This is a genomic window from Rhodococcus sp. Eu-32, from assembly GCF_003336925.1.
Taxonomy (GTDB): Bacteria; Actinomycetota; Actinomycetes; order Mycobacteriales; family Mycobacteriaceae; genus Rhodococcoides; species Rhodococcoides kyotonensis_B.
Genome location: NZ_QGNK01000013.1, coordinates 73,045 through 98,647, shown reverse-complemented (window position 1 = coordinate 98,647; position 25,603 = coordinate 73,045). Strand labels below are relative to the sequence as shown.

The 25,603-nt window shown below is 66.7% G+C and carries 24 protein-coding genes and 1 riboswitch; of the genes, 13 read left to right on the top strand and 11 right to left on the bottom strand.

The window, feature by feature from the left end; all coding sequences use genetic code 11:
- Positions 1-1,140, top strand: coding sequence for an acyl-CoA dehydrogenase family protein (locus DK926_RS16705; protein WP_114331339.1), 1,140 nt, complete (start codon positions 1-3; stop codon positions 1,138-1,140).
- On the opposite strand, the gene DK926_RS16700 is transcribed toward DK926_RS16705, so the two are convergent.
- The 4 genes from DK926_RS16700 to DK926_RS16685 all read right to left on the bottom strand — a co-directional run bounded on the left by DK926_RS16700 (position 1,134) and on the right by DK926_RS16685 (position 4,094).
- On the bottom strand, positions 1,134-1,916 hold the full coding sequence (locus DK926_RS16700) for an ABC transporter (RefSeq protein WP_114331338.1): 783 nt from the start codon (positions 1,914-1,916) through the stop codon (positions 1,134-1,136). The genes DK926_RS16705 and DK926_RS16700 overlap by 7 nt on opposite strands.
- 25 nt (positions 1,917-1,941) lie before the next feature.
- Positions 1,942-2,256: a multidrug efflux SMR transporter gene (locus DK926_RS16695; protein WP_068425048.1), complete on the bottom strand. Its 315-nt coding sequence runs from the start codon at positions 2,254-2,256 to the stop codon at positions 1,942-1,944.
- A 13-nt stretch (positions 2,257-2,269) separates the two neighbouring features.
- Positions 2,270-2,333: riboswitch (guanidine-III (ykkC-III) riboswitch) on the bottom strand.
- A gap of 73 nt (positions 2,334-2,406) precedes the next feature.
- A complete protein-coding gene (locus DK926_RS16690; protein ID WP_068425045.1) occupies positions 2,407-3,096 on the bottom strand; it encodes a TIGR03943 family protein in 690 nt (229 codons plus the stop codon).
- Positions 3,093-4,094, bottom strand: a complete 1,002-nt coding sequence (locus tag DK926_RS16685; protein WP_114331337.1) for a permease — start codon at positions 4,092-4,094, stop codon at positions 3,093-3,095. The genes DK926_RS16690 and DK926_RS16685 overlap by 4 nt, the downstream gene beginning before the upstream one ends.
- 100 nt (positions 4,095-4,194) lie before the next feature.
- Between DK926_RS16685 and DK926_RS16680 the strand changes: the two genes are divergently transcribed.
- Together DK926_RS16680 and DK926_RS16675 are read left to right on the top strand one after the other, a co-directional pair.
- Positions 4,195-4,893 carry a response regulator transcription factor gene (locus tag DK926_RS16680; RefSeq protein WP_068425039.1) on the top strand — a complete coding sequence of 233 codons (699 nt, stop codon included), beginning with the start codon at positions 4,195-4,197 and terminating at the stop codon, positions 4,891-4,893.
- 5 nt (positions 4,894-4,898) lie between these two features.
- On the top strand, positions 4,899-6,308 hold the full coding sequence (locus DK926_RS16675) for a HAMP domain-containing sensor histidine kinase (RefSeq protein WP_206030572.1): 1,410 nt from the start codon (positions 4,899-4,901) through the stop codon (positions 6,306-6,308).
- On the opposite strand, the gene DK926_RS16670 is transcribed toward DK926_RS16675, so the two are convergent.
- A complete protein-coding gene (locus DK926_RS16670) occupies positions 6,284-6,709 on the bottom strand; it encodes an HIT family protein (RefSeq protein WP_068425031.1) in 426 nt (141 codons plus the stop codon). The genes DK926_RS16675 and DK926_RS16670 overlap by 25 nt on opposite strands.
- 89 nt (positions 6,710-6,798) lie before the next feature.
- Here DK926_RS16670 and DK926_RS16665 point away from each other — a divergent pair, with 89 nt between their 5' ends.
- From DK926_RS16665 to purD, 3 genes are all read left to right on the top strand, one after another.
- Positions 6,799-8,028: a bifunctional glycosyltransferase family 2/GtrA family protein gene (locus DK926_RS16665; protein WP_114331336.1), complete on the top strand. Its 1,230-nt coding sequence runs from the start codon at positions 6,799-6,801 to the stop codon at positions 8,026-8,028.
- Positions 8,025-10,052, top strand: a complete 2,028-nt coding sequence (locus DK926_RS16660) for a glycosyltransferase family 39 protein (RefSeq protein WP_114331335.1) — start codon at positions 8,025-8,027, stop codon at positions 10,050-10,052. Before DK926_RS16665 ends, DK926_RS16660 begins: the two co-directional genes overlap by 4 nt.
- A 78-nt stretch (positions 10,053-10,130) precedes the next feature.
- Positions 10,131-11,381 (top strand): phosphoribosylamine--glycine ligase, encoded by a 1,251-nt coding sequence (gene purD / locus DK926_RS16655; protein ID WP_114331334.1) that lies wholly within the window; start codon positions 10,131-10,133, stop codon positions 11,379-11,381.
- 70 nt (positions 11,382-11,451) lie between these two features.
- On the opposite strand, the gene DK926_RS16650 is transcribed toward purD, so the two are convergent.
- Together DK926_RS16650 and thiM are read right to left on the bottom strand one after the other, a co-directional pair.
- Positions 11,452-12,288, bottom strand: coding sequence for a DUF559 domain-containing protein (locus DK926_RS16650; protein ID WP_114331396.1), 837 nt, complete (start codon positions 12,286-12,288; stop codon positions 11,452-11,454).
- Between the two features lie 42 nt (positions 12,289-12,330).
- The gene (gene thiM / locus DK926_RS16645; protein WP_114331333.1) at positions 12,331-13,167 is read right to left on the bottom strand and encodes a hydroxyethylthiazole kinase; all 837 of its coding nucleotides are present in this window, start codon (positions 13,165-13,167) and stop codon (positions 12,331-12,333) included.
- 81 nt (positions 13,168-13,248) lie between these two features.
- Here thiM and DK926_RS16640 point away from each other — a divergent pair, with 81 nt between their 5' ends.
- On the top strand, positions 13,249-14,361 hold the full coding sequence (locus tag DK926_RS16640; RefSeq protein ID WP_207890851.1) for a pyridoxal phosphate-dependent aminotransferase: 1,113 nt from the start codon (positions 13,249-13,251) through the stop codon (positions 14,359-14,361).
- On the opposite strand, the gene DK926_RS16635 is transcribed toward DK926_RS16640, so the two are convergent.
- A complete protein-coding gene (locus tag DK926_RS16635) occupies positions 14,358-15,362 on the bottom strand; it encodes a GntG family PLP-dependent aldolase (protein WP_114331395.1) in 1,005 nt (334 codons plus the stop codon). The genes DK926_RS16640 and DK926_RS16635 overlap by 4 nt on opposite strands.
- A gap of 76 nt (positions 15,363-15,438) precedes the next feature.
- Between DK926_RS16635 and DK926_RS16630 the strand changes: the two genes are divergently transcribed.
- Entirely contained in the window at positions 15,439-16,074 is a 636-nt protein-coding gene (locus tag DK926_RS16630) for a TetR family transcriptional regulator C-terminal domain-containing protein (RefSeq protein WP_114331331.1), read from the top strand.
- 35 nt (positions 16,075-16,109) lie between these two features.
- Positions 16,110-17,528 carry an adenylosuccinate lyase gene (gene purB / locus DK926_RS16625; RefSeq protein ID WP_068425012.1) on the top strand — a complete coding sequence of 473 codons (1,419 nt, stop codon included), beginning with the start codon at positions 16,110-16,112 and terminating at the stop codon, positions 17,526-17,528.
- Between the two features lie 4 nt (positions 17,529-17,532).
- On the opposite strand, the gene DK926_RS16620 is transcribed toward purB, so the two are convergent.
- On the bottom strand, positions 17,533-18,327 hold the full coding sequence (locus DK926_RS16620) for an HAD-IIA family hydrolase (protein ID WP_114331330.1): 795 nt from the start codon (positions 18,325-18,327) through the stop codon (positions 17,533-17,535).
- Positions 18,328-18,377: 50 nt separating this feature from the next.
- Here DK926_RS16620 and DK926_RS16615 point away from each other — a divergent pair, with 50 nt between their 5' ends.
- Positions 18,378-18,797 (top strand): HIT family protein, encoded by a 420-nt coding sequence (locus DK926_RS16615; RefSeq protein WP_068425006.1) that lies wholly within the window; start codon positions 18,378-18,380, stop codon positions 18,795-18,797.
- 3 nt (positions 18,798-18,800) lie between these two features.
- Here the strand turns inward: DK926_RS16615 and DK926_RS16610 are convergent, their stop codons facing one another.
- Both DK926_RS16610 and DK926_RS27060 read right to left on the bottom strand, forming a co-directional pair.
- Entirely contained in the window at positions 18,801-19,562 is a 762-nt protein-coding gene (locus DK926_RS16610; protein ID WP_243636855.1) for an SDR family oxidoreductase, read from the bottom strand.
- The gene (locus DK926_RS27060; RefSeq protein ID WP_114331328.1) at positions 19,559-20,695 is read right to left on the bottom strand and encodes an isochorismate synthase; all 1,137 of its coding nucleotides are present in this window, start codon (positions 20,693-20,695) and stop codon (positions 19,559-19,561) included. The genes DK926_RS16610 and DK926_RS27060 overlap by 4 nt, the downstream gene beginning before the upstream one ends.
- Before the next feature lie 115 nt (positions 20,696-20,810).
- On the opposite strand from DK926_RS27060, the gene DK926_RS16600 reads away from it, so the two are divergent.
- The 3 genes from DK926_RS16600 to DK926_RS16590 are packed head-to-tail and all read left to right on the top strand — an operon-like array spanning position 20,811 to position 25,578.
- Positions 20,811-22,106, top strand: coding sequence for a SidA/IucD/PvdA family monooxygenase (locus DK926_RS16600; protein WP_114331327.1), 1,296 nt, complete (start codon positions 20,811-20,813; stop codon positions 22,104-22,106).
- On the top strand, positions 22,106-23,815 hold the full coding sequence (locus DK926_RS27055) for an ABC transporter ATP-binding protein (protein ID WP_114331326.1): 1,710 nt from the start codon (positions 22,106-22,108) through the stop codon (positions 23,813-23,815). The genes DK926_RS16600 and DK926_RS27055 overlap by 1 nt, the downstream gene beginning before the upstream one ends.
- Complete coding sequence (locus DK926_RS16590) at positions 23,812-25,578, top strand: ABC transporter ATP-binding protein (RefSeq protein WP_114331325.1); 1,767 nt, start codon at positions 23,812-23,814, stop codon at positions 25,576-25,578. The genes DK926_RS27055 and DK926_RS16590 overlap by 4 nt, the downstream gene beginning before the upstream one ends.
- Positions 25,579-25,603 lie beyond the last annotated feature (25 nt).

Sequence of the window (25,603 nt, the reverse complement as noted above, 5' to 3'; positions counted from 1 at the left end):
GTGCCCGTCGATCGTCTGCTTCCCACCGACGAAGCTCGTGACCTGATTCAGCTCACCCGCGACGTCGCGGACAAGGTGCTCGATCCGATCGTCGACGAGCACGAGAAGAACGAGACCTACCCGGACAACGTGTTCGGCACGCTCGGCGAGGCGGGTCTGCTGAGCCTGCCGTTCCCCGAAGAGTGGGGTGGTGGTGCTCAGTCCTACGAGGTCTACCTGCAGGTTCTGGAAGAACTCGCCGCGCGGTGGGCGGCCGTCGCGGTTGCGGTGAGCGTGCACAGCCTGGCATGTTCGCCGCTGCTCGCCTTCGGCACCGAGGAACAGAAGCAGCGGTGGCTGCCGGACATGCTCGGCGGCAGCCTCATCGGCGCCTACAGCCTGTCCGAGCCGCAGGCCGGCTCCGACGCGGCAGCGCTGGCCTGCAAGGCAACGCCCAAGGACGACGGCTACGTCGTCAACGGGTCGAAGGCGTGGATCACGCACGGCGGCATCGCCGACTTCTACAACCTCTTCGCCCGTACCGGTGAGGGTTCGAAGGGCGTCTCGTGCTTCCTGATTCCGAAGGATCAGGACGGACTGTCGTTCGGCAAGCCCGAGGAGAAGATGGGATTGCACGCCGTTCCGACGACGTCGGCCCACTACGACAACGCGTTCGTGTCGTCGGAGCGCAGGCTCGGAACAGAAGGCCAGGGTCTTCAGATCGCGTTCAGCGCACTCGATTCCGGTCGTCTCGGTATCGCGGCGGTGGCCGTCGGTATCGCGCAGGCCGCGCTCGACGACGCCGTCGCCTACGCCAACGAGCGCACGACGTTCGGCAAGAAGATCGTCGACCACCAGGGTCTCGGGTTCCTGCTCGCCGACATGGCAGCCGCGGTGGCGTCCGCGCGTGCCACCTACATCGACGCCGCGCGACGACGCGACGCCGGACTCGACTACTCGCGGAATGCATCCGTCGCGAAGCTGGTCGCCACGGACGCGGCGATGAAGGTGACCACCGATGCCGTTCAGGTGTTCGGCGGTTACGGCTACACGCGCGACTTCCGCGTCGAGCGGTACATGCGCGACGCGAAGATCACGCAGATCTTCGAGGGCACCAACCAGATTCAGCGTCTCGTCATCGCGCGCAGTCTTCGTCAGTGAAGCTCGTGCACCGTCTGCTTTCCGCCCTTGAGCCACCGGTTCGGTAGACGGCCGACGAGCTCTCCCAGCGGATTGACCGCTGCCGCAAGCACTTCCACCGTGTCCTGCAGGATGTCGATGCTGACGCTCATGCGTTCGAGATTCGGGGCAAGCGACGACAGTGTCTGCGACAGCGTCACCAGCTGATCCAACGGCCCACCCTGTGCGGTGAGCCGTTCGATCGCCCCGCCCTCGGCGAGTAGCTGTTCGAGCAGGCCGCCCTCCTGGATGGCGCGCTCGAGGATGCCGTCCTCGCGGGTGAGGAGTTCGAGCGGACCGTCGTTCGCGGTCAATCGTTCGAGCGGCCCGTCGACCGCGGTGATGCGATCGAGCAGGCCACCTTCGGCGAGCAGTCGCTCGATGGGTCCGTCCTCGGCGAACAACCGGTCCAGTGGACCTCCCGTCGCCGTGACGCGGTCGACCGGTCCGCCCTCCGCGAGCAGGCGATCGAGTGTGCCCTCGTCGGACGTCAGCCGGTCGACGACGCCTCCCGGTGCGAGCAGCCGGTCGAGCGGCCCGCCTGCCCGCAGCGCGTTTCCGAGTGCCCGGTCGTCGGAGGTCAGCTGCCCGAGCTGGGAGAGCAGCTGCAGCGTCCCGTTCGCGCCCTTCGGCGTGGCAGTACCGGATTCGAGGGCCATACGCGTCGTCGACAGTGCGAGTTCGGTGGCCGACAGTGCTGTCTCGGCGACGGCGATCCCGGCGCGCACAGGCAGTGTGATCGCTGACACCCAGTTCATCGTTTTACTGTAACTGCTGGAGACATCAGTGCAGCAGTTTCAGCCCGACGACGCATCCGACGATGCCCATCAGCAGGGCGATCTTGATCCACGACGCCGGTTCGTCGCCCGTGGCCATGGCGTACGCGACGGTCAGAGCGGCGCCGATCCCGACCCAGACGGCGTACGCGGTTCCGGTCGGCAGCGTCCGCATCGCGTAGGCGAGTCCGGCCATGCTGGCGACGAGCGCGACACCGAAGACGACAGTGGGGCTCAGGCGCGAGAACCCTTCGGATTTGCCGAGGGCAGTCGCCCAGACTGCTTCGAGGACACCGGAGATGACGAGAACGATCCAAGCCATGACAGAACACTCCCATGCACCGTCTTGTCGCAGGCCGGGTACGGTGCGCTCGTCCGCTAGTCGAAAGAGACTGGTACGAGGGTACCAAACCCCACGTGAGCAGAAATGTATAGCCCGCTATTCATTTCTGCGCACGTGCGCCGCAGGCGCTCAATAGGCGTACGTGTTCTCCGGCGTCGGAATGTGCTCGACGCCGGTGACGGTCATCGTCGGGATGTTCCCGGTCTCCGGCGACGACGGGGCGACCGTGCCCCGGACGCGGAGCCACTCGCCGTCGATCGGCCTGTCGAGATGGATGCGAATCGACCGAGCGTCTGCAGCGCAACAGATCACCAGGACTCGCGCGAGGTCGGTGCTGCCGTCGTCGTTCGGCACGACGAATCCCGTCACGGTGATCTCGCGATCGTCGAGACTGCCGGTGTTGTCGCGCGCCGCCCGTTGAACGACGTCGAGGATCGGGACTTCGGGCGCGTCGCCGTCGGGCAGGGGTGGAAAGGCCGTCTTCTCCAGTGAATCGGCCGTCACCACCCGATCGGACACCGACGACACGCCCAACGCGGGAGGCGCGACGAACAGAATGAGCGCTGCCGGAACCAGCAGCATCCAATACGGTCGACTGCTGTGCGCGTGACTGCCGTCCGCGTGATCGTGGCCGGGGCCGCCGCGTCGGACATCTCTGACGATGGCGGCCACCGCCAGCACGACCATGAAGGCCGCGCTGATCACGAGATACGGTTGCAGGCTCGGTTTGACGTAGCGAACGTAATCACCGTTGAGCGCGATCTGCAGGAGTGCACCGCCGAGAAGCAGCAGCAGGACGTTCTGAACTTCGCGTTTCATCGGGCGCCGCCGAGAATCAGATAGCCGGACACGGTCGCGCAGACGATCGCGACCACGAACGTGACCGGAGCGAATCGGGCGACGAACCCGCGTCCGAAACTGCCTGCCTGCATCGCCATCAGCTTGACGTCGACCGCCGGGCCGACGACGAGGAACACCAGTCGCGGAAGCAACGGCAGCATCGACATGCTCGCCGCGACGAAGGCGTCGGCCTCCGAACACAACGCGAGCACGACGGCGAGAAACGCCATCACGAGAATTGCCAGCAGCATCTGGCCTGCGAGGTGATCGAGGACGGCGTCCGGCACGACGATGTGCAGCACCGCCGCAGCGCCCGCACCGAACACGAGGAACGCACCTGCCTGCAACAGGTCGTGGCGAGCAGCCTCGGAGAACACTTCCCACTTCGATCTGCCGGTGTCCACGTCGTGGTCGACGAGCCGAGCGGTGATCCATTCCGCCTTGCCTGCACGGGCCCACAGCCACCCCATCACCCAGGCCGTCGCCAACGACCCGACGAAACGCGCGAGCACCATGCGCGGTTCACCGGGAAACGCGACGGCCGTCGACACGAGGACGACCGGGTTGATCGCAGGCGCGGACAACAGGAACGCCAATGCCGCCGACGTCGGAGCGCCCTGATCCATCAACCGACGTGAGACCGGGACGGCTCCGCACTCGCACCCGGGCAACGCCATACCGGCCAACCCGGAGACGCCGACGGCTTTCTTCTCGTCGGACGGCAAGAGCCGTCGCAACACCCTCGGTGACAGATGCGCCGCGATCGCGCCGCTGACCAGGACACCGAGAACGAGGAACGGTGTCGCCTGGACGAAGACGCCCAGGAAGATCGTCGCGCCGGTCTGTATCTCGGGAACGGAGCCGACGAACGACACCAACTGGTCGCGGAAGACGATCGCCGACACGAGCAGAAGTGCGAATACATGCATGGAACCGATGCGGATGCGGGAGCGTGCGGGCTCCTGCGTCTCGACCATCGCCGTACATTCTTGCACTCGTCCCGGACGGCCAGGTGCTCACAGCGAGTTCACAGCGAGGAACCAGCGAGTGGGCAGGGATGGGGTCCATCATGGAGTCGTGAGCGAAACTCCTGAGGCACGCGTACTGGTTGTCGACGACGAACCGACCATCGTGGAACTGCTGTCGGTCAGCCTGCGATTCCAGGGATTCGACGTGCAGACGGCATCCTCCGGCCCGGAGGCGTTGGACAAGGCCCGCACGTTCCGGCCCGAGGCACTGATTCTCGACGTCATGATGCCCGGCATGGACGGGTTCGGTCTGTTGCGTCGGCTGCGTGCCGACGGTGTCGACGCGCCCGCGTTGTTCTTGACCGCGCGTGATTCCGTCGAGGACAAGGTGTCGGGGCTGACGCTCGGCGCCGACGACTACGTCACCAAGCCCTTCAGTCTCGAGGAAGTCGTCGCTCGTCTGCGCGTGATCCTCAGGAGGTCGGGCAAGACCCAGGAGACGGCGCCGTCGCGAATCTCGTTCGCGGACATCGAACTCGACGACGATACCCACGAGGTGTGGAAGGCCGGCGAACCGGTGTCGTTGTCGCCCACCGAGTTCACGCTGCTGCGGTACTTCATGGTCAACGCGGGCACTGTGCTGAGCAAGCCGCGAATCCTCGATCACGTGTGGCATTACGACTTCGGTGGTGAGGTCGGCGTCGTCGAATCGTACGTGTCGTATCTGCGGCGCAAGGTCGACACCGGTGACACTCGGCTCATCCACACCCTCCGCGGTGTCGGCTACGTGATGCGACAGCCGCGGTGAAGGTTCTGCCCAAGCTCCGAGACGTCCCGCTGCGGTTCACGCTCGTCGCGGCGTTGCTGCTGCTCGTCGCGGCCGGCCTGGCCGCGTCCGGCGTGCTGGTGACGTCGGCGCTGGAACGATCGCTGATCGACCGCGTCGACAAGAGCCTGATGGACGCCTCGCGTGGGTGGGCCGAGCCGCGGAACCTACCGCTGCCGCCGCCGTCGGAATCCCGCCGACCGCCGAGCGATTTCTACGTCGAATCCGTCAACCAGGCGGGCGAGGTCAATTTCCAGGAGAACTCGGGACCCGACACCCCCGACGTCGAGAGTGTCGACGCGTCCCACCCCGTCACCGTCGGATCCGTGGACGGCGGCGACACCGAATGGCGTGCCCTGACGGTGTCGAACGCGCAGGGGACGACGACCATCGCACAGAGCCTGACCCCGACGAACCTCACCGTGGATCGGCTGGTCCGGCTCCAATTGATCGTCGGCGCAATCGTTCTCGGCGTCCTGGCCGTCGTCGCGTACTTCGTCGTACGACGCAGTTTGCGTCCGCTCGTCGAGGTCGAAGCGACCGCCGCCGCCATCGCTGCAGGTGATCTGCACGAGCGCGTCCCCGAACGCAGCGAGCGCACCGAGGTCGGACGACTGTCGGCTGCACTGAACGGCATGCTCTCGCAGATTCAACGGGCTTTCGCGGCCAGCGAGGCGTCCGAGGAGGCGGCTCGCGCGTCGGAGACCAAGATGCGACGCTTCGTCGCGGACGCAAGCCACGAATTGCGCACGCCGCTGACGACGATTCGGGGTTTCGCCGAGCTGTACCGTCAGGGTGCGATGAGCGACATCACGCTGCTGATGAACCGTATCGAAGGGGAGTCGGCGCGCATGGGCCTGCTCGTCGAGGACTTGCTGATGCTCGCGCGACTCGACGCGCAGCGGCCGCTCGAGACGAAGACCGTCGACGTTCTGTCGATCGCGGCGGACGCGGTACACGACGCCAAAGCCGTTGCACCCGAACGCGATATCGCGCTGAAGGTGTTGGCCGGGCCGGGAATTCCAGAGGTCACCGGTGACGATGCGCGACTTCGTCAGGTGTTGGGCAACCTCGTCGGCAACGCTCTACGGCATACACCGTCGGATGCCTCGATCACCGTGTGCGTCGGCACGACCGAAGAATCGGTGGTGCTCGAGGTACGCGACACCGGGCACGGCTTGTCGGAGGAAGAAACTCGACACGTGTTCGAGCGGTTCTACCGCACCGACACCTCCCGTACCCGCGAAAGCGGCGGCAGCGGACTCGGTTTGTCCATCGTCGCTGCTCTCGTCGCCGCGCACGGCGGCACCGTCACCGTCGACAGTGCTCCCGGTGAGGGTGCCACCTTCCGCGTCGAACTGCCCCGCGTGAATCAGGACGGGACGTTCGCCCCGTAGCCGAGGTCGGTGAGCGCTGCCCTGATCTTCGTCGCGGCCTCGTCGAGCGACTCCGGCGACGGGCTGGGATCCGCCTTCGAGATGTCGAAGTTGCCCATCTCGTATGCCGGGAACACGTGCAGGTGCAGGTGCGGAACTTCGAGGCCTGCGATCAGGAAGCCCGCACGCGGTGCGTCGAACCCTGTGCGTACGGCCTGTCCGACCTTCTGGGCGACGGCCGTCAATTTGCCGAAGACGGCGCCGTCGACGTCCTGCCACTGGTCGATCTCCTCGCGCGGGACGATCAGAGTGTGCCCCTGCGTCACCGGTGCGATGGTCAGGAATGCCACGACGTCGTCGTCCTCCCACACGAATCGTCCGGGGATCTCGCCGCTGATGATCTTGCTGAACACGGATGCCATGGGTGACAGGGTATGCGGCGAAGCCACACACAGGTAACTGCCAGCGAGGATGCAGGGTGGTTGCAGGGGACGGGCCGAATCTTGATCCCATGACATCGAACTCGCTACTCCGAGCAGACGGCCGTGAGCCTAGCTCGGTCCAGGCGGCCACTCTCGAGGTGGTCATTCCCGTCTACAACGAAGAGGCGGACCTCGAACAGTGCATCCGCCGCCTGCACGCTCATCTCCACGACGCCATCCCGTTCCGGTCGACGATCACCATCGCCGACAACGCGAGCACGGACGGCACCCTCGCCGTCGCGCAGCGGCTCGCGGCCGAGATCGACAGCGTCCAGGTTCATCACCTCGACGAGAAGGGCCGTGGTCGCGCGCTGAAGGCAGTGTGGATGGCGTCGACCGCCGATGTCGTCGGGTACATGGACGTCGACCTGTCCACCGACCTCAACGCGTTGATGCCCCTGATCGCTCCGCTGATGTCGGGTCACTCCGATCTCGCGATCGGCTCACGGCTCGCCCGTTCGTCTCGCGTCGTGCGAGGTGCCAAGCGCGAGTTCATCTCTCGCAGCTACAACCTGATTCTGCGGACGTCCCTGCGTGCGCGATTCTCCGACGCCCAGTGCGGCTTCAAGGCGATGCGCACCGACGTCGCTCGTGAGTTGTTGCCGCTCGTGCAGGACACGGGCTGGTTCTTCGACACCGAACTGCTCGTCATCGCCGAGAAGGCAGGGCTGCGAATTCACGAGGTGCCCGTCGACTGGGTCGACGACCCCAATTCGAGCGTCAACATCGTCGACACCGCCGTGAAGGACCTGCAGGGTTGCTGGCGCGTCGGCCGCGCACTGGCCACCGGCGCGCTTCCGGTCGCCGACCTTCGCAGGAGTCTCGGACGGGAGCCGCTGGTGGCAGGAGTTCCGCACGGAATGGTCGGTCAGATGGTGCGCTTCGCCATCATCGGCGTCGCGAGCACGATCGCGTACGCGCTGCTCTATCTCATCCTGCATCCGTTGATCGGTGCTCAGGCCGCGAACTTTCTGGGGCTGCTGATCACCGCCGTGCTGAACACTGCGGCGAACCGGGCGTTCACGTTCGGCGTCCGCGGATCCGAGGACGTCGGAAAGCATCAGTTGCAGGGCTTGCTCGTGTTCGGGTTCGCCCTGTTGGTCACGAGTGGGTCGTTGGCCCTCCTGCATGCATGGGCGCCCGGTGCGTCTCGCCACGTGGAACTCGCGGTGCTCGTCGTCGCGAATCTCGTTGCGACGGTGTGCCGTTTCGTCGCCCTCCGATGGGTGTTCCGCAACAACGAGGACGTACGTAAATGACCATGTTGATGGAACGCACTGCCGACGCTCCCGTGCAGCGGACCGGCACACGATGGGAATGGGTCGGACTCGGCGCACTGCTGCTGGGGACCGCGGTCGCCTACATCTGGGGGCTCGGCGCGTCCGGCTGGGCCAACTCGTTCTATTCGGCTGCAGTGCAGGCAGGTTCGGTGTCCTGGAAGGCCTTCTTCTTCGGGTCGTCCGACGCGGCCAACTCGATCACCGTCGACAAGCCGCCGATGTCGCTCTGGCTGATGTCGCTGTCGGTACGCATCTTCGGTCTCAGTTCGTGGGCGATGCTGATCCCACAGGCGCTGCTCGGTGTGGGATCCGTCGCGCTGCTGTGGGCAACGATCCGCCGCCAGTTCGGGGCTGCCGGAGGTCTTCTCGCCGGTCTCGCATTGGCTGTGACTCCCGTTGCGGCACTGATGTTCCGATTCAACAACCCCGACGCACTCCTCGTGCTGCTCATGATCGCCGCCGTGTGGGCGTCGATGCGTGCAGTCGAAGACGGTCGCACACGCTGGCTCGTGTTGACCGGCATGTTCGTCGGATTCGGATTCTTGACCAAGCAGCTGCAGGTGATGCTCGTCGTCCCGCCGATCGCTGCGATGTATCTCGTTGCGGGACAACCCAAACTGGTCAGAAGACTGCTGCAACTGTTCGCCGCGCTCGGTGCGGCCATCGTGTCCGCCGGTTGGTGGTTGCTGGCCGTCGAACTGTGGCCGGCGTCGTCGCGGCCGTGGATCGGCGGATCGCAGAACAACTCGATCCTCGAGCTCACCCTCGGCTACAACGGCCTCGGTCGCCTCAACGGCGAGGAGACCGGCAGCGTCGGTGGAGGCGGTGGTCCCGGTGGCGGTGCGGGCGGAGGTATGTGGGGCGAGACCGGCATCACCCGCATGTTCGACGCATCCCAGGGCGGCCAGATCGCGTGGCTGATCCCGGCCGCGTTGATTCTGTTCGTACTCGGACTGGTGTTGCGCGGACGCGCCCGCCGCACCGACCCGAAGCGTGCCGCGCTGATCGTGTGGGGTCTGTGGCTGCTGGTCACGGGCCTGACGTTCAGCTTCATGGCCGGCATCTTCCACTCCTACTACACGGTCGCGCTGTCTCCCGCGATCGCCGCACTGATCGGCGCGGGCAGCGTGCTGGCGTGGCGTCGACGTGAGTGGTTGTGGGTGCGAATCGGTCTGGCCGTTGCGGTATCGGCGGCGGTGGCGATGGCGTGGGTTCTGTTGGGCCGCAGCGCAGAATTCGTTCCGTGGCTGCGCTGGGCGGTGCTGGTCGTCGGACTCGTCGCTGCGGTGCTCTTGCTCGTTCCGCCGGCGACGCGTGGAAAGCTCGCGGTGGCAACGACTCTCGCGATCATGTTCGCGGGCCTTGCCGGTCCGACGGCCTATGCGATCGACACCATCGCGACTCCGCACACCGGATCGATCGTCTCCGCAGGTCCGTCCACCGGAATGGGCCCGGGCGGTATGGGTCGCCCAGGCGGAATGGGCGACGGTACGCGAGACGGTGGTCCGATGGGCCAGATGCCGGGTGCGGGGCAGGTGCCTCAGATGCCGGGTATTCAGATGCCGGGTTCTCGGACGCCCGGCCAGGCGCCCGCGGGATTCCCAGGAGCAGCTGCCGCCGACGGACCGATGGGTGGCATGGGCGGCGGCGCCGGTGGACTGCTGAACGGCAGCACACCGTCCGACGCTCTCACGTCACTGCTCGACGCCGACGCCGACTCCTACACGTGGGTCGCTGCGGCGGTCGGATCGAACAGCGCGTCGGGTTATCAGCTCGCGACCGAGGAACCCGTCATGGCGATCGGTGGCTTCAACGGCACCGACCCGTCGCCGACGCTGGAACAGTTCCAGCAGTACGTCGCCGACGGGGAGATCCACTACTTCATTGCAGGTGGAGGCATGGGCGGTGGCAACTCGGGCACGTCCGCCGAGATCGCCCAGTGGGTCGAAGCGAACTACACGTCGACCACCGTCGACGGCGTCACGCTGTACGACCTGAGCTAGACGAGCCGAACACGCTTCTCGCACCGGCGGGGAGCGTGTTTTCGTTTCTGGTGTGTCCAGCCGATACGCTTGGGCACTGTGCGCGTACTCGTCATAGGTTCCGGTGCTCGTGAGCACGCCCTCCTTCTTGCACTGAGCAAGGACCCGAACGTCAGCAAGCTGCTGGTGGCTCCGGGCAATGCAGGCACGGCGAAGCTCGCCGAGCAACACTCCGTCGACGTCGCATCCGGCGCAGCCGTCACCGAGCTGGCCCGCAAGGTCGAGGCCGATCTCGTCGTCATCGGACCCGAGGTGCCCCTCGTCCTCGGTGTCGCCGACGCGCTGCGCGACGCCGGGATCGCGACGTTCGGCCCGTCCGCCGCAGCTGCCCGTATCGAAGGGTCGAAGGCGTTCGCGAAGGACGTCATGGCCGCTGCCGGTGTCCGCACCGCGCACAGCGAGGTCGTCGACTCGCCTGCGAAGCTCGACGAAGCCCTCGACCGGTTCGGCCCCAACTGGGTCGTCAAGGACGACGGTCTCGCCGCGGGCAAGGGTGTCGTCGTCACGACCGATCGTGCGGTGGCGCGGGATCACGCAGCCGAACTGCTCGAAACGGGTCACCCCGTGCTGCTCGAATCGTTCCTCGACGGACCCGAGGTGTCGCTGTTCTGCCTCGTCGACGGCACCACCGTCGTACCGCTCCTCCCGGCGCAGGACCACAAGCGCGTCGGCGACGGCGACACCGGTCCGAACACCGGCGGCATGGGTGCGTACACCCCGCTGCCGTGGCTGCCGGCCGAGGTGGTTCAGCAGATCGTCACCGACGTCGTCGAGCCCGTCGCCGCCGAGATGGCAAAGCGTGGATGCCCGTTCTCGGGTCTTCTGTACGCGGGCCTCGCAATCGGTGCGCAGGGACCGGCCGTCGTCGAATTCAATTGCCGCTTCGGTGATCCCGAGACCCAAGCTGTGCTCGAACTGCTCGACTCGCCGCTCGGTGAGGCGCTGAACGCCACTGCCACGGGCACGTTGGCCTCGCTATCGCCGCTGCAGTGGAAGGACGGCGCCGCGGTGACCGTCGTACTCGCAGCCGAGAACTACCCGGGTCGCCCGCGTACCGGCGACACCATCGTCGGATCCGAGGCGGACGGCGTGCTGCACGCGGGTACGGCTGTCGAGGACGGATCGGTCGTCTCCGCGGGCGGACGTGTGCTCAGCGTCGTCGGTTCGGGTGCGGATCTCGCTGCTGCCCGCGCGGATGCGTACGCGAAGATCGACGCGATCACGTTGCCGGGCAGCCATTTCCGCACCGACATCGGTCTGGCGGCGCTCGAGGGTCGGATTACCCTGTAGACCCGGGTATTTTGCTCCCTAACTCCGTGAAATTCGCGGGATCCCGCGTATTTTCCGGAGTTAGGGAGCATCATGCACCCCTGCTTCGTCTACGCCGCCGCACGTGGAAGACGATCTCGTCCGCGACCTTGTCCACGTCGCGGTAGACGGTGGCTGCCGAGAACCTGAGCACCATCCACTCCCGTACCACCATCCAGTTCTGGCGGACGCGGTCGTTGTCGAACACTGCCGGGGCGCTGTGGTACTCGCGTCCGTCCACCTCGACGTCCACCTTCGACGGGTAGTCGACGAGATCTCCGTAGTACGGACCGATCTTCGCGTTGATCTCCATGCGAACCCCTCGGGCGCGCACGGCTCGTGCCACCATTCGTTCGGGCTCGGACAGCGTTCCGGGGCAGCACATTTCGAGTTGCCGCCGAACTTCCGGGATGCCTTTCATCCCCTTGACGGTGTCGCAGTGGTCCATGACTGCACGCCACGACACACGGGACCCTATGTTGCGGTCGAAGAATTGCTCCACCGCGGCCGTGCCGAGCGTTGCGGCCACGTCCACGAAACACTGAACGGCCGACACGACCGGCAGACCTTGACGTTCGTATGCGACAACTGCGCGCGTGTGGATCGTCAGCCAGTCGGCGGAGCCGACGCGTACCGACGGCGGAAGAGTCGCGTGCACGGTCGGCGGTTCGCGCTCCACCATGCCCCACAACCACGCTGCGCTGACGTGGCTGAGCACGGCATCCGGTCGCCACAGTGTGACCGCGACACAGAGATCGAAGTACGACGGCTCGGGATCCGAATAGACGCTGGGTAACAGCCGAATCAGCGCGCCACTTCGGACCTTTCGGTCGATGGTCGACCGAGACATCCCCGACTCGAGCAGGTGTGTGCGTGTGTATACCCCCATGGCGACACACGATCGCACGACGAACGCCGCGAACACGGCCCGTCAGGCACGACCTGTGGATAACGAGAACGGCTCGACGATGGCGCGTCGGTGCAGGTCGTCGGGGGTGACTGCGACCAACGCGTCGAGGTAGGCCACCGCGAACGACCCCGGTCCGGACGCGTTCTCCGCAGCGATGTCCGACGCGACGGCGACGTGCGCGTGTGCCGACGTGATGCCGATCAACGGTGTGGGAGCGATCGCCAGATAGGCGGCGACGAGAGCGGCCAGTGAGCATCCCGTCGCAGTGACCTTGGTGAGGAGAGGGCTGCCGCCGCCGACCCGTACCCCGACCGGGCCTGCATCTCCGCGTCCGACGATGTAGTCCACGGAACCGGACGCCGATACGACCTGAGCGAACTCCAACAGAGCAACGGCCGCGGGGACGGCCGCGTCGGAGCCGGACGAACTGTCCACTCCGCGGCCCGAATTGCCCTGTCCGGCAAGCGCGATGATCTCGGACGCATTGCCGCGAACGGCGGTCGGGTGTTTCGTCAGCAGGTGCGCAGCCAACTCGGTGCGCCACGGCAGACCTCCGACGCCGACGGGATCGAGCACCCAGGGCGTCCCCGCTGCGGAGGCCCCGTCCGCGGCCAGGTCGAACGCGGCGGCGGTGCCGTCGTCGGGAGTGCCGAGGTTGATCAGAACGCCGCTCGCGATCGAGGCGAAACCTGCTGCCTCGTGGACGTTGTCGATGTGTGCGTTGCTGGCGCCTGCCGCGAGCAGGACGTTGGTGACGAAGTTCGCGGACACCACGTTGGTCAGCGACTGCACCAGGGGCGTCGCCGCTCGCAGGGCGTCGAGAGCATCGGCGACATCGTCTGCAGTGGGTTCCGGCATCGGTCCAGTCTTCCACGACGGTTAGCCTCGGTAGTCGTGGTCACCGAGTCGAACAGATCCAAGATCGAACCGTTTCACGTGATGGACGTGTTCAAAGCCGCTGCGGTCAGGACGCGCACGCACGGCGACGTGCTGTCGCTCGCCGCGGGACAGCCGTCGACGTCCGCGCCTGCTCCGGTGCTGCGAGCGACACGCGAGGCACTCGACGCGCACCTGCTCGGCTACACGGAAACCCTCGGGATTCTGCCGCTGCGCGAGGCGGTCGCGTCGTATCACGCGAACGAGGCCGGTATCGCCGTCGATCCGGACGACGTCGTCGTCACCACCGGCTCGTCGGGTGCGTTCACGTTGCTGTTCCTCGCTGCGTTCGACATCGGCGACACCGTGGTCATGGCCCGGCCGGGCTACCCGGCGTATCGAAACACGTTGACGGCGTTGGGCTGTCGCGTCGTCGAGCTCGAGTGCGGACCCGAGTCGAGGTTCCAGCCGACCGTCGCCATGCTCGACGCGTTGCCCGAAGCGCCGAAGGGCCTGATCATCGCGAGTCCGGCGAATCCGACCGGCACGATCATCGACGTCGACGAGTTCGCCGCCATTGCGCGATGGTGCGAGGACCGCGGCACGCTGTTGATCTCCGACGAGATCTATCACGGCATCTCGTACGGCGACGTGACGACGTCGAGCGCGTGGCAGTTCTCCCGCGAGGCAGTCGTCATCGGATCGGTGTCGAAGTACTTCTCGATGACGGGCTGGCGGCTCGGCTGGATGCTGCTGCCGTCGCATCTGCTGCGATCCGTCGAGCGGTTGGCGTCGAACATGACGGTCTGCCCGCCCGCGATCTCCCAGGTAGCGGCCGTCGCGGCGTTCACCGACGAGTCCCGCGTCGAACTCGACGGCCACGTGCAGCGGTATGCCGCCAACCGAAAGATTCTGCTCGACGGTCTCGCGCAGCTCGGCGTCACCGACCTGGCACCCGCCGACGGCGCGTTCTATGCGTACGCCGACGTCGGGCACCTGACGCAGGATTCGCGGGCCTGGTGTGCCGACGTTCTCGCGCGGACGGGCGTCGCGATCGCGCCCGGCGTCGACTTCGACACCGTGCACGGGCACCGCACGATCCGTTTCTCGTTCGCGGGCGCGACCGCGGACATCGAGGAAGCGCTGACGCGCCTCGGTCCGGTGATGACGGGCTAGAGACGTTCCAGGGCTTCCTTCACGTCGGCCTCGGACACGTCGCGGTGCGTCACGAACCGCACCTTGCCCGCGACGGTCACCGCGGCGATGCCCGACGCGGCCAGCTCGGCGACCGTCGCGAGCGGATCCGGAACGGTCGCGAGGACGATGTTGGTCCGCGGTTCGGCGACGTCCCAACCACGGTCGCGGAGGCCGTCGGCGAGGAGCGTGGCGTTGGCGTGGTCCTGCGCCAGCGAGTCGATGTTGTCCAGGGCGAGCAGGCCCGCTGCGGCCAGAATTCCACCCTGACGGACGCCGCCGCCGAGCATCTTGCGGATGCGCCTGGCCTCGGTGATGCGGGCCGCGTCGGACACGAGCACCGATCCGACGGGTGCTCCGAGACCCTTGCTCAAACACACCGACACGGTGTCGGCGCCGTGCGTCAACAGGCCCGGTTCCACGCCGAGAGCGGCCGCCGCATTCCAGACGCGGGCGCCGTCGAGATGCACCAGAAGTCCGGAATCGCGTGCGGCAGCGAGTAATTCGTTCCATTCCTGCGCGTCGAACACGGCGCCGCCCGCGAAATTGTGCGTGTTCTCGAGGCACAGCAGCGTCGTGTTCAGCGCGAAGTACGGGCCCGGCCCACCCGCAGCGGCGCGGACGGCGGCAGCCGACGGCCGACCGGGGCCGCCGTCGTGGGGGAGCGGACGCGGCATGCCGAGCGCGAGCCACGCCGCGGTGCCCAGTTCGGAGCCGAGCACGTGCGCGTGATCGGGTGCGAGGAACGCGTCGCCGCGATTCAGGTGGAGCATCAACGCGATGACATTGGACATCGATCCGCTCGGCACCCACAGGGCGGCCTCGTAGCCGAGCATCGACGCGACGCGCTCCTCCAGCGCGGCCATCGTGGGGTCGTGGTCGAGGACGTCGTCACCCACTTCGGCGTCGGCCATGGCGGCGCGCATGGCGGCATCGGGGCGGGTGACGGTGTCCGAACGGAGGTCGATGGTCGCGTGGTGCATGGCCTTCACGATTCCATACACGCAAATGCGTCGTTTTCGGTCGAACGCACCACCGCGGGCTGGCACGATGACTCGAATGTCCGTTGGCCCAGCCGGAACGCCGCACAAGGTGTCGGGTGCCACCCCCAAGGGGGTTCGCCGTCGACATGCTCTGTCGTGCGCCGCGGCCGATCTTCTCGTCGAAGGCGGGTTCGACGCCGTGCGTCACCGGGCGGTCGCGACGCGCGCCGGTCTGCCGTTGGCATCGACGACGTACTACTTCGAATCACTCGACGACCTGATCGCGTGTGCCGTCGAGGTGCTCGGACATCGCGAATTGGAGATCATGCGGGGACGCGTCGACAGCATGGGCACACTGCACACCGATCTGGTGTCGACGGTCGAGCTGATCGTCGACCTGCTCATCGGGCCCGACGACGGTGTCGGTGAGGGACGCGAACGGCTGATCGCCCGCTACGAGAGGTTCGTCGCGTCGGCGCGGCATCCGGAACTGCGTGAAGTGCAGCTGCGGTTGCGGGCACAGATCGACGACCTGCTGACGGACGTGCTCCGCCGCGCCGGACGAACCGTTCACGAACAGCAGCTGCGACGCATCGTCGCGGTCGTCGACGGTGCCGTCGTCGGCGCGTTGGGCGAAGTCGATCCGGAACCACGCGCGATGGCGCGCAGTATGTTGCTCGAGGTCATCGACGTGGTCGCGCCTGCGGGGTAGGGGCTTCGGTCGTGCCTTCAGTAGACTGAGACCCCGTGACCATTCCGAATGTCCTCGCCACCCGTTACGCCAGCCCCGAATTGGTGGCCCTCTGGTCTCCGGAACACAAGATCGTCCTCGAACGACAGCTGTGGATCGCGGTCCTCAAGGCACAGTCGTCACTCGGTGTCGACGTGCCGTCCGCTGCCATCGCCGACTACGAGCGCGTCGTCGACCAGGTCGACCTGGACTCCATCGCCGCCCGTGAACGCGTCACGCGTCACGACGTCAAGGCGCGCATCGAGGAATTCAACGCACTCGCGGGCCACGAGCACATCCACAAGGGTCTGACGAGCCGAGACCTCACCGAGAACGTCGAGCAGCTGCAGATCCTGCGTTCGCTCGAACACGTGCACTCGCACGGTATCGCCGTCGCCGCCCGCCTCGCCGAGCGCGCGGCCGAGTACTCGTCCGTCGTCATGGCGGGCCGCAGCCACAACGTCGCCGCCCAGGCCACGACGCTCGGAAAGCGTTTCGCGTCCGCTGCCGACGAACTGCTCATCGCGCTGACGCGTCTGCAGGAGCTCATCTCGCGCTACCCGCTCCGCGGCATCAAGGGCCCGATGGGAACCAGCCAGGACATGCTCGACCTGTTCGGCGGTGACGCGTCGAAGTTGACGGCCCTCGAACGTCTCGTCGCCGACCACCTCGGCTTCCGGCACGTGCTCACCAGTGTCGGCCAGGTCTACCCGCGCTCACTCGATCACGACGTGCTGTCCGCGCTGGTGCAGGTCGGTGCCGGGCCGTCGTCGTTCGCGCACACCGTCCGCCTGATGGCAGGTCACGAACTCGTCACCGAAGGCTTTCAGCCGGGCCAGGTCGGGTCGTCGGCGATGCCGCACAAGATGAACACCCGCTCGTGCGAGCGCGTCAACGGTCTGCAGGTCGTGCTGCGGGGTTACGCGTCGATGGCCGCCGAGCTCGCCGGTGCGCAATGGAATGAGGGCGACGTCTTCTGCTCGGTCGTCCGTCGCGTCGCGCTGCCCGATGCGTTCTTCGCCATCGACGGCATGATCGAGACGTTCCTGACCGTGCTCGCCGAGTTCGGTGCGTATCCGGCCGTCATCGCCAAGGAGCTCGAGCGCTACCTGCCGTTCCTCGCGACGACGAAGGTGCTCATGGCGTCGGTGCGCGCGGGCGTCGGTCGCGAGACCGCGCACGAGGCCATCAAGGAACACGCCGTCGCCGTCGCACTCGCGATGCGTGAGGAAGGCAAGGAGCCGGATCTGCTCGACCGTCTCGCCGCCGACGACCGCATCCCGCTGGATCGCGCAGCGCTCGACGAGGCGCTCCAGGACAAGTCGGCGTTCGTCGGATCCGCCGAGACCCAGGTCGCAGCTGTCGTCGCGGAGGTCGAGAATCTCCTGCATCAGTTCCCGGCCGGCGCCAAGTACACACCCTCGCCGATCCTCTAGTGCGTCAGCGCAGCACATCCGGCAGGTCGGCCACCGAATCGATGACGTGGGACGGCTGGAGCCCGAACTCCTCCTTCTCACGTCGGTCGAGGACGTCCTGCCGGAACTTCCCGGTGCGCACGAGCACACCCGTCATGCCGACGACCTGGGCGGCGAGTACGTCGTTGTCCAGGTCGTCGCCGACCATGACGACATCGACCGGATCGACACCCATGCGTTCGGCTGCGGTCTGAAAGCCAAGCGGCGCAGGCTTTCCGACGGCCTTCGCCTTGTGTCCCGACGCCTGTTCCATACCGGCCAGGTACATCCCGGTGTCGATGCGCAGGCCGTCGCCCGTCGTCCACATCAGGCTTCGGTGCATCGCAACGACGGGAATGCCGCGGCACAGCCAGTCGTAGACGCGGCTGAGGCGTTCGTGGGTGAATTCGGGTCCCGCGCCGCCGACCACGACGACGTCCGGATCGCCGTCGGATTCGTCGACGAACTCGATGCCCGGCATATCGGCGGTGATGTCGCCGTTGTTCACGACGACCGTGCGGGCGCCCGGGTAGGTTTCGCGCAGATGATCGGCGGTAAGGCTTGCAGCGGTGACGATTTCGTCGGCGTGCACTGCCATGCCGACGTCGGTCAGCGCGTCGGCGATCTGGGACCTCGTCTTCGACGTGGTGTTCGTCAGGAATGCGCGCGCAATGTCCTTGCTGCTCAGGTACTCCAGCGTCTCCGCGGCGCCCGGCACGGGTTTCCACGACGTGACCAGCACGCCGTCGATGTCGAACAGAACACCACCGATCATTCCCATGGCAAGACTGTAGTCGCGACGTGCAGCAGACGCAGATTTAAGCTCGTGTCATGAACCCGTACACGATTTTCTCCGAGATCATCGCTGGAACCGCCGAGTCCTCCCGTGTCTTCGAGGACGACATCGCCGTGGCGTTCATGGACATTCGCCCGCTCACGAGCGGTCACGTCCTGGTGGTGCCTCGTCAACAGGCGCGATCGCTCGCGGAACTGGACCCGGAGGTCGGAGCGCATCTGTTCGTCGTCGGGCAGAAGGTCGCTGCCGCGGTGCGCGCGAGCAATCCGCGCGTCGCCGGGATCAACTTCTTCCTCGCCGACGGCACGGTCGCGGGTCAGGAGATCTTCCACGTCCATCTCCACGTCATCCCGAGAACGTCGGGTGACGGTTTCGGACTCCGTGCGCGTCCGACGTCCCCGTCCCGCGCCGAGCTCGATCGCACGGCCGCGGAAATAGCTGCTGTGCTCGGCTGAACATCACGCCCGTAGCGTTGCTCCGCCGTCGACGTACAACGACTGCATCGTGATGTGCCGGGCGCGGTCGGACAACAGGAATTCGACGGAATCGGCGATATCCTCGGGCAAGGCGATGCGGCCCAACGGTATTCCGGCCTTGAAGGTGGCGAGGTCGCCCTCGATGACGGGCCGGGCGTGGGCGTCGTCCTCCGGGTCGGGCCACATCGAACGCTGCATGTCGGTGTCCGTCGAGCCGGGTGCGACGATGTTCGCGCGAATTCCGTACTGCGCCACTTCGAGTCCGAGAATGCGCACGAGCATCGTCGCCGCTGCCTTGGACGATCCGTACGCACCCATCGACATGCGCGGCACCCCGGCGGCGTTGGAGCCGACGACGACGATGGATCCCGAACGACGCTCCCGCATGATCCGGCCCGTGTGGCGGACCACGTTGAGCAGACCGAACACGTTGACGTCGTAGGTCTTCTGCCACGCGCCTGGATCGGAGTCCAGGATCGACCCGGTTTCGAGAATGCCTGCGACGTGGGCCAGGCCCGTGAGAGGTCCGATCCGCGCTTCGGCGTCGTCGATCGCGTCGCCGACGGCGCCGGCGTCTCGGATGTCGACGGTGTACGCAGCCGTAGCCTCGTCGAGACAGTTTGTCGTCTCCGCCAGCGCGGTGGCGTCGGAATCCATCAACGCCAGTCGGTGGCCTGCCCGCGCCAGGGTCAGCGCCACCGCACGACCGATTCCTCGTCCCGCTCCCACGACAAGTGTTGTCACAGTGTCACTCCCAACGCACCGAGGACGGTGCCGAACTTGACGTTCGTCTCCTGCAGTTCGGTATCGGGATCGGATTCGGCAACGATTCCACCGCCGGCGTAGGCAGTGACTCTGCCTGCGCTGCCGTCGATTTCGGCGCAGCGGATCGCCACCATCCATTCGCCGTCGCCGGATCCGTCCGACCACCCGACGGCTCCGGCGTAGAAGCCTCGATCGCCTTCGAGTTCGTCGATCGTCGCGTACGCGAGTTCGGTCGGAGTTCCGCACACGGCAGGGGTGGGGTGCAGAGCGACGGCCAGTTCCAACGAGGTCACGCTAGGGTCCTTCAACTCACCGGATATCGGTGTGCCCAGATGCCACAGCTGCGGCGTCGTCGTCAGACTCGGCGTGTCCGGGATGTCGAGGACGGTGCAGAACGGCGTCAGCGCGGTCCGGATGGCGTCGACCACGAACGCGTGTTCGCGCCGGTCCTTGGTCGAGCGCGCCAGTGATCTGCCGTGTTCGTCGTCGACGGGGGGGTCGGGGTGGCGCGGGGCGGAACCCGCAAGTGGATGGCACGTCACGACGCGCCCCCGTGTGCGAATCAGCACTTCGGGGCTCGAACCGACGAGCGTCTTGCCGACGTGACCGCCGCCCGCTGCGTCGAGATCGACCAGATATCCGTTACCGCTCGATGTATCCGACACCAGTGCAGCGAGTACGGCCTCGGGATCGACCGGCCGTTCGGCCCGCAGTGACAGAGTCCGCGCGAGCACGACCTTGTCCAGAGGGTTTCCGTCGCTGCGTACGACGTCGACAGCGGTGCGCACGCGGTCGAGATGCTCGCGTTCGCGCAGTTCGTCGACGACGAAGACAGGCAACGGTCGGGGAGCACTCGGCGGGGTCCAACGGTCCGTGGTGAAGCAGATCTTCTCGGGCGATGTCAGCGCGCACGGTGCCCCTGCCGCGAACGGAACCGCGCCCACCACCGTGTCGGCAGCGCCGGAGCGTAGTGCGTCGATCGCGCCGACCGCGTCCGTGAACTGTTGTCGCACACCACTTGCCACCACCGTTCCGTGCGGGCGCGACAGCACGAACCGTCCTGATGTCCGCATTCCGATACGTTCGTTTGCCGTACTCGTCTGGGTGCTCATCGGTGTCCCTCGTCTCGATGGGTGTTGTTCCACGCCGGTTCGAAATAGCCTAAACTGGCCGCCGTCCGATAGGTTAGGCTACGTTAAATTCTTCGACGGAGGACGACTTGTGCTGATGGAGAGCGATCATTCCGAGGTAGTGGACATCCTGGGAGTCGGATTCGGACCCTCGAATCTGGGCCTGGCGATCGCGCTGAAGGAGCGCAACTCGGAAGTCTCCGACGATCGTCGACTCAGCGCCAAATTCGTCGAACGCCAACCGGAGTTCCGCTGGCACGCCGGCATGCTGCTGCCCGGCACGACCATGCAGATCTCGTTCCTCAAGGATCTGGCCACGCAGCGCAATGCTCGCAGCGAGTTCACGTTCCTCGAATATCTCTCGCACCGTGGACGATTGACGCACTTCATCAACCTGCAGACCTTCTTCCCGTCGCGTGTCGAGTTCCACGACTATCTGACGTGGGCCGCCGACAAGGTTGCCGCCGACGTCGACTACGCGACGTCGGCGACGGCGATCGCCTGGAACGGCGAACAGTTCGAAGCGACGGTCACCGGTGCCGACGGCACATCGCGAATTCTTCGGGCCCGCAACGTCGTACTCGCGGGCGGGCTCACGCCGAAGTTGCCGGACGGCGTCGAGTCGTCGCGACGTGTGTTCCACAACCACCGTCTGCTGGACCATCTGTCCGCCTTGCCCGAACGTCGACACGGTCGATTCGTCGTCGTCGGCGCGGGTCAGAGTGCAGCCGAAGTCGTGGCTCATCTGCACGACCGTTTCCCCGACACGCACGTGCACGGCGTGATCACCAAGTACGGATACAGCCCGGCCGACGACAGCCCCTACGCGAATCGGGTGTTCGACCCGGAAGCCGTCGACGACTTCTACTCGGCGACACCGCAATTGCGTGCGCAGTTGATGGCCTACCATCGCAGTACCAACTACTCGGCCGTCGACCTGCCGCTGATCGAGGACCTCTACGAACGCGAGTACACCGAGCGTGTGACGGGGACGCGGCGACTGTTCGTGCACGGCGCATCCGAGGTGTCGACGCCGGTCGTCACCGAGGACGGCGTCGACGTGACCGTTCGGCATCGACCGACAGGCCGGGACGAGCATCTGCGGTGCGACGCAGTGGTGTTCGCGACGGGATTCCGCCCGCTCGACCTACGCACGGTGCTCGGCCCGCTCGCGGACGAGTGCAGATTCGCCGACGACGGTACGCCCGAGCTCGAGCGTGACTATCGAGTACGCACTGCCGACCACGTCACCGGAGGTATCTACCTGCAGGGTGGGACCGAACATTCGCATGGTCTGACGTCGTCGTTGCTGTCGAACATCGCGGTGCGGTCCGGAGAGCTGGTCGACTCGCTCAGCTCTCGTGCCCTGCTCGATTCGGTGCTCACCCACTGATGAAACTGCCCGTTTTCTTCGCCGCGCCTGCGACGCCGATCGCGACGACCGACATCGTCGTCACCGAATCGACGACTCCGCGCGCATTGACCTGGCGCACGATGTTCGCCGCCAAGAAGTACACCGTGCCCGCCGGAATTCTGCTGATCGTGCACCAGCTGTGTGCCGCGCTCGTGCCGGTGATCATAGGTGTCGCCATCGATCGAGCCATCGCTCCGGGTGACCTCGGACAGCTCGTGCTGTGGGTTGTCGTCCTCGGCGTCGTGTACGCGGCTGTGTCGGTGACGTTCCGATTCGGTTCGCGCATCGGCTTTCTCGGCATGAATGCGATTCAGCACCACGTACGCACCACGATCACCGACCGGATTCTCGACGCCCGCGGCATGAGCGGGGAGACGCGTCAGCCGGGCATGCTGCTGAACATCGCCACGTCCGACGCGCGTCAGCTGGCGAGCGCCGTTGCCATCGTCGTGTACCCGGTCGGCGAGTTCGCTGCCGTCCTCGCGTCCGCCGCGATACTTCTGTACATCTCGTGGCCGCTGGGTCTCGCCATCCTCGTCGCGACGCCGCTGATGCTGTGGGCGATGGATCGCGCGGGGTCACCGCTCCGCGTGCGCAGCATGCAGGAGCAGCAGGCCGCGGGAGAGGCAGCAGGCACGGCGACCGACCTCGTCGGAGGATTCCGCATCGTCAAGGGGCTCGGCGCCGAACACCGAGCAGGCAACCGCTACCGGGGCGCGAGCGAGCGCGCGCTGCACGGAACGCTGAAGGCAAGCGTCGCACGGGCAGGCTATTTCGGGTCGATGGAAGCCGTCGCAGGCCTGTTCATCGCCGGCGTTGCCGTCGCCGCAGGGCTGATGGCTCTCGGCGGGGCGATGACCGTCGGCCAGCTCATCACCGTCGTCGCTGTCACACAATTCGTCATGGGTCCGCTGCAGGCGTTCGCGTCGAACGCGGGCACCATCTGGGCGCAGGCGGTGGCGTCGGCCGAACGGGTGCTGACCGTCCTGCAGGCGCCTCCCGCGCGTCGCGGCACCGAAAGAAGCGACACAGCAACGGGATTCGACATCCGTCTCGACGGCGTGGTCCTGGACGCCGGGCACACCGTGGATCGGCGAATCGCCGAAGGCGAGTTCGTCGCCGTCGTGGCCGACGCGCGTACCACCGCAGAACTCGCCGACATGCTCGCCGGGCTGATGGTTCCACCCGGCGGCGCAGTCACCGTGGGCGGAATCGACGTCGCAGATCTACCCGACGCCGACCGCCGTCGAACCCTGCTCGTCGCACCGCACGAGAGCGATCTCTTCGAGGGCACCGTGGCCGAGAACATCGCATCCGGAGTCGACGGCGACCACGGTTCCGACGCCATCGCACGTGCCGTCTTCGCAGCGGCGTGCGACGACATCGTCGACGTGCTGCCCGACGGCCTGGACACGCCGGTCGGCGAAGCCGGACGGATGCTGTCCGGGGGACAGCGGCAACGCGTGTCGCTGGCGCGCGCGCTCGCTGCGGACCCCGAGGTGCTCGTGCTTCTGGATCCGACGTCGGCCGTCGACTCCGTCACCGAGGCCGCGGTGGCCGAACGGATCGGTCTCGCGCGGACGGGACGAACCACGATCGTGTTCACGTCGTCACCTGCAGTGCTGGCCGCAGCAACGACGGTCGTCGACCTCGGCAGCCGTCGGGAAGCAGTGGAGGTGTCGCGATGACGACCGGTACGAAACGGACGACGCTGCCCATCGCCGACACGGCAGCCGTGGTGGCCGAAGTGCGTCTCGCGCTGGCCGGTCAGGGATCGCGGGCCGCGGTCCTCGTGGTCACGATGACGGTCGGAGCCGCGCTCGGTCTCGTGGCGCCGTGGGCGCTGGGCTCGATGGTCGACACGGTCGTGGCCGGCGATGCCGACGGCCGTATCTGGTTGCTGGGATCGGTGATGGTGGCCGCGGCGCTCGGGTTCGCCGCCATCGGTGCGCTCGGCGTCGTCTTGTCGGCGCGGCTGTTCGAGACGGTGCTGGCCCGGCTACGCGAGAAGATGTTCACCTCCAGCCTGGCTCTGCGGCTCGAGCACGTCGAGGAGGCAGGCAGCGGAGATCTCGTGTCGAGGGCGACCGATGACGTCGACGAGGTGTCGAACGCCATCACGAACGTCGTCCCCGCGCTGTCCACGTCGCTGTTCACGGTGCTGCTCACTGCGGTGGGACTGACGGCGTTGAACTGGCGATTCCTGATCGCACTGCTGGTGGTCGTGCCGATCTACGCGTTGGCCGTGCGGTGGTATCTGCGCAACGCTCCGGAGATCTACGCAGCCGAGCGGGCAGCGATGGGCGTGCGCGCGCAGCATGTTCTGGGGGCCGTGCAGGGTCTGCGCACGGTGCACGCGTACGACCTGGCGCCGACGCTCGCGCGCCGCGTCGGCCTGCACTCCTGGGAAGTGGTGCGGTGGACGATGCGGGCGCGCATCGTGCAGAACCGCTTCTACGGCCGTCTGAACACCGCCCAGTTCATCGGTATGGCATCGCTGCTGATCATCGGATTCCACCTCGTCGGAACCGACGCGTTGACGGTCGGCGCGACGACGACGGCCATGCTGTTCTTCCTGCGTCTGTTCGAGCCGATCGAGGACGTGCTGCTCGTCATCGACGAATTGCAGTCCGCCCTGGCGTCTCTGGCACGGATCGTCGGGGTGATCCGGGTCGACGACCCGACTCGCGATCGGAAAGCGGCTCTCCCGGAGAGCGGCGTCCTCGCGGCGCGTGGCGTCTCGTTCGGCTACCGGCCCGGCCGAACGGTAGTGCACGACATCGACATCCGCGTCGAATCAGGCGAGACGATCGCGGTGGTCGGCGCGTCCGGGTCCGGAAAGTCGACGCTGGCGGCGTTGCTCGCGGGTGTGCGGACGCCTGCGACGGGAACGGTGACCTTCGGTTCGGCCGATATCGCGGATGCCCCCGACACCGAACGTGCCACGCGGATCACCCTGATCACCCAGGACGTTCACGTGTTCGCCGGGCCGTTGCGCGACGACCTGGCCTTGGCAAATCCCGATGCCGACGACGCACGGATGACCGCGGCACTGGAGACGGTGTTCGCACGCGAGTGGGTCGACCTGCTGCCCGACGGACTCGACACGGTCGTCGGTGCAGGCGGACATCAGCTCACGCCACTGCAGTCGCAGCAGTTGGCCCTCGCACGACTCGTCCTCGCCGACCCGCCGGTCGCAATTCTCGACGAGGCCACCGCCGATGCAGGTAGCGCAGGGGCGGGAGTTCTCGAACGGGGAGCCGACGCGGCGTTGTCCGGTCGCAGTGCGGTGATCGTGGCTCATCGCCTGGACCAGGCGAGGCAGGCCGATCGAATTCTGTTGATGCACAACGGGACCGTCGTCGAGGAGGGGACTCACGACGATCTGATGCAGCGACGCGGACGCTACAGCGAGCTGTGGGACGCGTGGAGCAGGCACCGAACCGTGTAGCCGCCACACCACACCATCGACCGAT